8 protein-coding genes and 1 riboswitch are annotated in these 8599 nt (G+C 59.9%); of the genes, 5 read left to right on the forward strand and 3 right to left on the reverse strand.

From position 1 onward, the window contains the following. The 5 genes from AiwAL_RS19245 to AiwAL_RS19265 form a co-directional block, all read left to right on the forward strand. Positions 1 to 368 (forward strand): cytochrome c (locus AiwAL_RS19245; protein WP_316044809.1); only part of this gene is annotated, 368 nt, incomplete at its 5' end. 13 nt (positions 369 to 381) lie between these two features. Then, positions 382 to 645: a hypothetical protein gene (locus AiwAL_RS19250; protein WP_262313384.1), complete on the forward strand. Its 264-nt coding sequence runs from the start codon at positions 382 to 384 to the stop codon at positions 643 to 645. A 173-nt stretch (positions 646 to 818) separates the two neighbouring features. After that, positions 819 to 881: riboswitch (Fluoride riboswitch) on the forward strand. After that, positions 865 to 1566 (forward strand): fluoride efflux transporter CrcB, encoded by a 702-nt coding sequence (crcB, locus tag AiwAL_RS19255; RefSeq protein WP_235706094.1) that lies wholly within the window; start codon positions 865 to 867, stop codon positions 1564 to 1566. (Overlaps the previous riboswitch by 17 nt.) Positions 1567 to 1576: 10 nt before the next feature. Next, entirely contained in the window at positions 1577 to 3181 is a 1605-nt protein-coding gene (locus AiwAL_RS19260; RefSeq protein ID WP_235706093.1) for a dynamin family protein, read from the forward strand. Positions 3182 to 3268: 87 nt separating this feature from the next. Continuing rightward, entirely contained in the window at positions 3269 to 3649 is a 381-nt protein-coding gene (locus tag AiwAL_RS19265) for a DUF190 domain-containing protein (protein ID WP_262313385.1), read from the forward strand. Positions 3650 to 3688: 39 nt separating this feature from the next. Here AiwAL_RS19265 and AiwAL_RS19270 read toward each other — a convergent pair whose 3' ends face one another. From AiwAL_RS19270 to AiwAL_RS19280, 3 genes are all read right to left on the reverse strand, one after another. Further along, complete coding sequence (locus tag AiwAL_RS19270) at positions 3689 to 4507, reverse strand: carbon-nitrogen hydrolase family protein (protein WP_235706091.1); 819 nt, start codon at positions 4505 to 4507, stop codon at positions 3689 to 3691. 22 nt (positions 4508 to 4529) lie between these two features. After that, positions 4530 to 5921, reverse strand: a complete 1392-nt coding sequence (locus AiwAL_RS19275; RefSeq protein WP_262313386.1) for a cytosine permease — start codon at positions 5919 to 5921, stop codon at positions 4530 to 4532. A 61-nt stretch (positions 5922 to 5982) separates the two neighbouring features. After that, positions 5983 to 8088: an NAD(P)-binding protein gene (locus AiwAL_RS19280; protein ID WP_262313387.1), complete on the reverse strand. Its 2106-nt coding sequence runs from the start codon at positions 8086 to 8088 to the stop codon at positions 5983 to 5985. Positions 8089 to 8599: the final 511 nt, after the last annotated feature.

Genomic DNA, 8599 nt, shown 5'->3' on the forward strand with positions numbered 1-8599 from the left:
ATGATCCTTGCCATGCTCCAGCACCATCCGCACCGCGCGTTCGCGGACCTCAGGTGAATATCTGTTCGATGTCTTCCGCTTTTCCATTGCTCCATCCTACTCAAGAGTTGGAGCCTCCAGGATTCCCGGCGCGGTTCAAATCCTATAACGGCGTGATGCCCGCCTGGGGCGACCAACTCAGTAATACGCAGATCGCCGCGATCCTCGACTATATCGGCGCCGCCTGGGGCAACAAGGAAGCCGAGCCGGCGGGCTACAAGCCCTACGATGCCGCAGCGGCCGCGTCCGCGCGCAAGCAGACAATGACCTCGGCCGCAGTCGGGCAGCTTCGCGCAAAGTTGTTCGCGGGCCACACCCAAAAACATTGACTGGAGAACCCGCATGTCGGCGACAATCGTGACCATGCCGCTTGATCGCGCCGGATTGCGCCGCCTGAAGGCGCCCGCGCTCACCCTGATCCTGACCGCCTTCGCGGCAATGGTGGTCGGCTCGATTTTCGGCCCGGCGCAGGCGCTGAATTACGCCAACATCAATAGTGGCTGCCGGTTCGCCGACGGGGGGTTGGCGCATGTCGGGCCACCCGGCCGTCCAGCAGGCGCTGCGCAACCGCACTTTCGATCTACTCGGCCTTCCCCGACTCTATAGCTCTGCTCAAGCTTAACTCCGTCGAACCGCCGTGGTACGGACCCGTATGCCCGGTGGTGTGGGAGGGGCGGTGTCGCGAGGCACCCCTCTATCCCGATCAATCCCCAAACCGTTCAAGCGATCGCCCTGGCAAGCAGCCGACAGCATTGACAAACAGGCCGGCAATCATCAGCATAACCACCGGCGATGGAGTTCGCCATGTAACCGCCCTCGGGGCTGATGACTCCTGTTCAACATCCGTTTCAGGCGGAGGGAACATGGTGTCTATTTGTTCGGGACAGCCCCGATACGGGCTGGTATACGGCCGTGACCATTTGCATGGTTGCCGAGGAACGGGTCGTTCCGCTTTCATTGCGCTTTCGGCCAAGCCAGAGCCGCACCCTGCCTTCGTCAGCAGCTTACGCCCCTGCGATCATTCGTTCGCGGCCGGCTGGAGCGATGAGTGCTTTTCGCTTCCCTCAAGACCGACTTCACAATCACCGGGATGTTTCTGCCAACGATCCTGGAGATATTGTTTTCCTGACATCATTCAAAGGAATCTGGATGTTGCGCACATTGCTGGCTATCGCCGTCTTCGGTACGCTTGGCTGCTGGGCCCGTTACGGCCAGACCATCCTGCTCCAGGACGTTTATGGCCGGAACTTTCCGGTTGCCGTGCTCAGCATCAATGTTTTGGGATCGTTCCTGATCGGCTTCCTGTTCATCGAAACCCTGGAAGTTCTGACGCTTGGCCCAGCACTGCGCACCGGCGTCCTCACCGGATTTCTCGGCGGTTACACGACGTTTTCGACGTTCGAACTGGAAACAATGCTCCTGGTCGAGAATGGCCAAGCACTGAAAGCGTTGCTTTACGTTCTGTTGTCGGTCGGGCTCGGCTTCGTCGGAGTGCTATGCGGAGCCTATATGGCGAGGAACCTATGAACGGCGGCATATGACCCTCGCCGATTACGAGCGGCGGAAATTCGACCTGGTCGCCCTGTTGCGCGACCATCCGCCTGACGCCGCACGCCGGGCCGAGCATGCCGAACTGTTAACCTCCCTTGCGGAGGACAGATTCAATCTTGTCACCGCCGGCCGGTTCAACCGGGGCAAATCGTCGCTGATGAACGCACTGCTTGGCACGGAGCGACTGCCGATAGGCATCATGCCACTAACCTCAGTAATCACTTCCGTACATTATGGCAGCACGGAGCGGGCAACTCTCTATTTTCACGGCACCAGTCTCTTCATGGATGTCAAGCTCGACGAGTTGGCCCGGTACATCACCGAAACCGGCAATCCAGGCAATCGGGAAGGGGTCGAGCATGTCGAAATTGAAATTCCGGCGGAACTGCTTCGGCGCGGATTTCGGTTCATCGATACGCCCGGCCTTGGTTCCTCGATCGCTGCGAATACGCGGACAACGCAGAATTTTCTACGCCAGGCCGACGCATTTCTGGTGGTGACCAGCTTTGACAGCGCATTATCCGACGACGAACTCGCCATCCTGCAACGGGCCATGACGGCCAACGCTCGCATCTTCCTCGCGATTAACAAGAGCGATTTGATGAACGAGGTCGATCGTGCGGCTGTGCTCGATCATGTTTCTTGCGAAATCAAAGCTCGGCTCGGCGTTGAAATCCCGATTTTTTCACTCTCCGCGCGTGCCGCAATGGACGCAAGGCGCGCAAAGAACGAAATGGCATGGGTGACGAGTGGCGTCCCCGAACTTCGGCGTACACTGATGGAATTCCAGATTGTCGACAAGAATCGTTGCTTTTTGCACAACATGGCGACCAAAATTGGAGCCTATTTCGCACGTGAGGACGATCGGGCCGCCCTGGCACAAGTCAATGCAATCATTGACGGATATGAGGGGGTGGCTCCGGCAGGCGATCGTGCGACCTTCAACGCAATCGACGGCGGGGGACCGGCTTCCGATTGCGAAATTTGTGTGACGGTTGTGGCGGAGGTATTCGACGCGATCGTCCATTTGCAGGCGCGGCTTGGGCACGATCATGCGTCCCGCGAAGCGTTGGCGGAACGCGGCTGTCTTTGCCCGTCCCACGCCTGGCAATTTGAAAACATCGCCGGGCCATTGGCGGTTGCCGTAGGTCTTGCCGGGTTGGTCGAGACGCAGGCAAACCGGCTTGACGCAACCGGGCGTGATCCGACACATCGTATTTGCCCGGTCTGTGCTTCCGCTGCGCGAGCCGAACACCGCAAAAACGAAGAAATTGCAGGCTCGATCGAGATCCATGGCATATCCGCACTCAATGGATTGTCGCGTATCTGCCTGCTTCATCTGCCCGGCCTCATCGCTGCCGTGCCCGAGAAGTTGCGTCCGATGCTTGTTGGGATTGAAGTCTCCAGGATGCAGCGACTTGTCGAGGATATGCGTCGCTTCGCGCTCAAGCGCGAGGGCGCTCAGCACCATGCGGTCAGCGCCGAGGAGGCGGTATCCGCCCATGCGGCGATTACCCTGCTTGCCGGCGATCCTCACGCATTTCCGCCACAGATCCGTGGCAAAATCGAGATGATCAAACCGGAAGGATGAAATTGGATAGCGATCGCTGCTACAGACCGCTAGCATATCTGCCGGAGTCGGCGCGCTCAATCGGGATGGAGGATTTCGCTGCGCGATATGGAGGATGCCATTCTTCTCAGGATATTTCTTGGTGAGGATGACATGATCGACGGCAAACCGCTTTACCGTGCGGTTATCGAGTACTCCCGCAAGGCGGGCCTCGCCGGTGCCACGGCGCTACCCGCGCCATTGGGCTTCGGCATCTCGCGTGTCTTGCGATCGGGACTGAACCTCGACGTCGGCATCCATCTGCCCATCGTGGTCGAAATCGTCGATCGGACGGAAAAGATCGAGGCATTTCTTCCTATAGTGGACGACATGATGCAAAGCGGCCCTGCCACGATCGAGAGGGCGCGGGTGCTGCACTATGGGCGAAAAAAGCCGGGGCTGATCGAGTGTTTCCGGCAACAATTCTTCGGCCAGCCCATGCATTCGTAAAATACCTGCAAATTCCCCTGCCCACTGGATCGGCCGATGTCAATCACGGCGCGTTCGCTCTGGTTGGGCGATGGCGGCATAAAGCGCGGGACGCCGCTCCGACCGATAGGGAAAGATTGCCGCCGTCGCCGCGATCGTCTCCCGCGTAATGGTCGCGATCAGTAGAGCCTCTCCACCACCCGCCGCTACGATCGCGGAGTCGTCCGGGCCCGCCAACCGGGATTTTCCGATGAAACGCATGTCGCCTTCGGCGCCAGCGTGATTGCAATAGGCAATGAAGACCTGATTCTCGACCGCACGTGCAGGCACGATAATATCCGGCACGCAGGCATATTCCCCGGTTAGTGCGGTCGGGATCAGGATCAGGTTAGCACCTGCGAGCGCGAGGCTTCTGACCGTTTCGGGAAACTCAACGTCGTAACAGATCAGCAGTCCCACTCGCCATCCGGCGAGTTCGAAGGGAGCGGCAAACCCATCGCCGGGCCGATAGAGTCCGCGCTCGAAATCGCCGAACAGATGGGTTTTGCGGTAGTTTACCAACGAGTTGCCGTTTGGGCTGATCGCCTGCACCGCATTGTAGATCGCGCCGCTGTCTGGGTCACGCTCTGCATAGCCATAGATGATCGCGACGTTATGTTTTTTCGCGATATCGGCGATGCGAGTTGCCCACGGTCCGTTTCGCGGCTCTGCGAGTTCCGCGCAGAGCTCGGGAATATTATAGCCCCCAAGCCAGCATTCCGGACACAGGAGAAGCGTCGCGCCGGCGGCGGAAGCCGTCCGGGCGGTTTGCTCGATCGCGGCGATATTTGCCGCGGGATCTCCAAGGAAACCTCCGGTCTGCCAGATTGCGAGCTTCATGATCTTCGGTTTCCGACTGTCTCTACTCCGCCAAGCCGACCGCCGGCACCGCATGCTTGCGTGCGAGCAGGTAATAAACGGGACTGACGATGAGAATACCGACAATCCAGGAGATGTCGACTCCGTCCAACGCCTTCGCGATCGGACCAGTATAGAGATCGTTGGAGACGAACGGTATCTGGATGACGATGCCGAAGAGGTAACAGAAGATCGCCGCCCGGTTGAACTGGCCATAGACGCCGCCGGAATAGGTGAAGAACGATGCGACGTCGTAATCGCCGTGGCGGACCAGGTAGAAATCGACCAGGTTCACCGCGGTCCAAGGTACCAGAACGTAGAGCAGAAGCAGGATGAAGTTCGTATAATTGGTCAGGAAATTCTGAGCGCTCCACAGCGCGATGGCAAGACCGATCGAGGTGAGCACGATCGCGGTGACGCCCCGCGCCACAGGACCGGCCTTCCAGTCTGGCAGGAAGGTCTGGACGACGGTGATGCTCGACAGCACGCCGCAATACAAATTCATCGCATTGGTGCAGGCGATGCCGATCGAGAAGATCGCGACAATTGCGAGTGCCGCTGGCCCCGTCAGCGTGGTGAGGCCGGATACCACATCTCCGTTGCTGACCAGGAGCCCGATCAGCGCGCCGAGCAGCATCGGCAGCACCGAGCCCAGAACGCACCCCCAATAGCTTGCCCAGAAAGCCGGCTTCGCGCCGGTGTCGTGCGGCATGTAGCGTGAGTAATCGGAAACGTAAGGTGCGTAGGCAATCTGCCAGAGCGCACCCACCGAGACCATCCCGAAAAACCCGGCAGCGTTGTAGCCGTTTATCGAGAGAAAATTCGCCGGCAGACCATGGATGAACACGATCCAGCCAAAGCAGAGCAGCAGCGCAAGACCCGAAAGCCAGGTCAGTACGCGGGCGTAGACATGGATGAGATCGTGGCCATAGATGGTTGCGATCACGCTGATCAGCGCGATCGCCGAGATCAGAACGTTCTGGTTTATCCCCGGCGCGATGGTGTGCAGGGATTGGCCGCCGAGCACGATGTTCGAGGCCAGAAACCCGACATACATGACGACGACGATGGCGACGACGAGAACCGCACCGATCGACCCGAACTGGCCGCGCGTCTGGACCATCTGCGGAACGCCGAGTCTCGGGCCCTGGGCGGCGTGCAGCGCCATGAAGACGGCGCCCACGAGGTTGCCGAGCGCGATCGAACCGATGGCACCCATGAACGACAGCTTGAACACCGTGGTGGCAAGCGCGCCGGTCACGATGGTCAGCATCATGATGTTCGATCCGAACCAGATGGTGAATAGGTCGCGCGCGCGCCCGTGACGCTGATCGATCGGTATCTGATAGATCGTATGCTGCTCGACTTGAGCGGGGGCTTCCTTGGTTGCGGTCATTCGAAAACTCCTGCGATGCGGCCGTTGGTTTCAGCCATGAATGGAGCCGTGTGCGGGTTTTTCATTGAGACGATGCGTCCAGGAGCCGGTCGAGCGAGAAGGGCTGCAGCTCTGCCACTTCTCTGCGGAACGGCAAGGTATCGGGATCGATCTCTTCGTCAAGCTCCTCGGCATAGCGCCGTCCGCCGAATACCGCGGCGGCGATGGTTCCCGGCGCCAGCGCATCGCCGATCGTCGTGACGCTCTTGAGCCCGGCATCCGCCCAGGCTGTTTGCCTGGCATCCAGTTCTCTTGCCAGGTTTGCGACAGGCAGGCGGCTGCTGACCATGACGAGCGCATCCGCCTCGACATGGCTGGGCCGTCCCGTGAAGATGCAGCCGAGCGCGACACTGCCGGTATCGGCCGATTTCAGAATACGGTGTGCCAGGATGCTTACCCCGGCCTCGATGAGTCGCGTCTGAATCCGGTGCTGCTCCATCGTGTTCCGGGTCCAGACCGAGGCTTCCGCCGCCGGTGTGACCAGGGCGACGCGATAACCTTCTTGTGTCAGCAATTCGGCCAGAACGCCGCCCATGTAATAGTGGTCGTCATCGTAGATAACGACGTTTTTTCCGGGCGGACGCGTCCCGCTCATGAGATCGTCTGGAGTCAGAAGCTGGATATCGCCCAGCGGCGAAGGAGTTACGCTTGCACGTGCGACATTATCGCGTCGCCACACGGCCCCGGTAGCGACGGCTACATGATCGAAGCCGAACCCAAGCACGTCCTCCGTGGTCAGGTGGCTTGCCCGATAGATTTCCACATTCGGCATGCGCGCGAGCTGTCCGACCCGGTAATCCACGACGCGCCCCCAGGCAGCCAGGCCTGGAAGACGGCGTTCGCGGATCAGCCGCCCTCCGAGTTCGATGCCTGCTTCGGCCAAAGCGACGACGTAGCCGCGCCGGCCAAGCATCATGGCCGCTTCGAGCCCCGACGGTCCGGCGCCGATCACGAGCACCCGGCTATCCGTGGCGCGGCGCCGAATGCGTTCGGGATGCCAGCCGCGCCGCCATTCCTCGCCCATCGACGGGTTCTGGGTGCAGCGGATGATCGACGCCGTATGGTCTCCCGAAACACAGATGTTGCAGCCGATGCATTCACGGATATCCTCGATCCGGCCTTCCTCGATCTTTCTGGGCAGGAACGGATCGGCGATCGAGGGGCGGGCGGCGCCGATGAGGTCGAGCACGCCCTGGCGAACCATCCGTACCATCGTGTCCGGCGAGGTGAAGCGGCCGACGCCGACGACTGGCTTCGTGGTGAGTTGCTTGATCCCGGCGACGAACGGTTCCTGATAGGCCTCGTCCGTGAAGCGCGAGCTCTGGCTGTCATTGTCCCAACTGGAAAGCGTGAGATCCCAGAGGTCGGGGAGTTCCGCCATGCTGGCGATCATGTCGCGCGCCTCGGCCGCATGCAGCCCCGCTTCGCCGATCAACTCGTCGACCGAGATCCGGCATGCGACGGCGCAGCGGTCGCCGACCGCGTCTTTCACGTCTTCCACAAGTTCGCGCAACAACCGTACGCGGTTCTCCAGGCTGCCGCCATATTCGTCGGTGCGGGTATTGTAGCGGCGGGAGAGAAAGAACATCGGTCCGCCGAAGAGCTTGCCCGCATAGACGTAAACGATGTCGTAATCGGCGCGCTTGGCCCTGAGCGCGGCCTGACGATGCCATTTGCGCAGATTCGCGATGTCCGTTTTGTCCATCGCCCTTGCCTGCACGGGATCGTTGAAAATGCTCGCAACCGGCAGGTCGGCGGGACCGAACGGAATCTCCCTCGAATAGAGATTGGGCGCGTTCATGCCGTTGTGGCAGAGCTGCAACCCGGCCAGGGCGCCGCCGCGATGGACCGAGTCAGCGATGCGCGCCAGCATCGGGACATCCTGATCGTCCCAGATCCGCAATTCGATGAATGGGCAGATTTCGGCGCTCGGGTGGATTTCCGCCTGCTCGGTGCAGACCACGCCCCAACCGCCTTCGGCCTTGACCGCCCGCATCGCCGCGAGGGCGGATGGGTCGCGATACCCCATGCCGTTGCAATGCGGCACCTGGAAGAAGCGGTTCTTCGTCGTCACCGGCCCCAGTTTCACCGGCTCGAACAGGACATCATATCGCGGGTCGCGCGCCATGGGGCTCTCCATTCGTATCGATCATGACCGCGCGACCTTGCATGACGTCTCCCATAAATTTTGTCGCAGCATGACACCAATCTGTCTCATTTTTAACTATGAAGTTCCGAGACCATGGCACGGATTTTCCGAAGCTCGGGATATCAGGATGACACGGCGATGCGGCCGGGAAGGGCAGCGGAACATTGCGCGGCGCCGGCCGCTCGAGGCTTCATCCTGATGGCCAGCTCCAAATTTTTCACCGCAAATGGTCTTAATGTCTGTCCTAAAAAATAAAATTTTGCTATAAAATGGTTATAGTTGAAGTTTTTTGTTGATTAGGATCAAGACCCGATGCAACCTATTGCTTGGATAGGATATGACCTCTAACCTTACGGGATTCACGCATTTGACTGAGCCGCGATGATGAATCCTGTGGCCATGGAGGCGAAGCGTGCCCATCCGGCGCGCATGTTTTTTGGTCCTGGCGGCTTGTAGTAGCAGTTCCAGCCACCGAGGCGTGCGATGATCC

This window comes from Acidiphilium sp. AL (assembly GCF_025499445.1).
Taxonomy (GTDB): Bacteria; Pseudomonadota; Alphaproteobacteria; order Acetobacterales; family Acetobacteraceae; genus Acidiphilium; species Acidiphilium iwatense.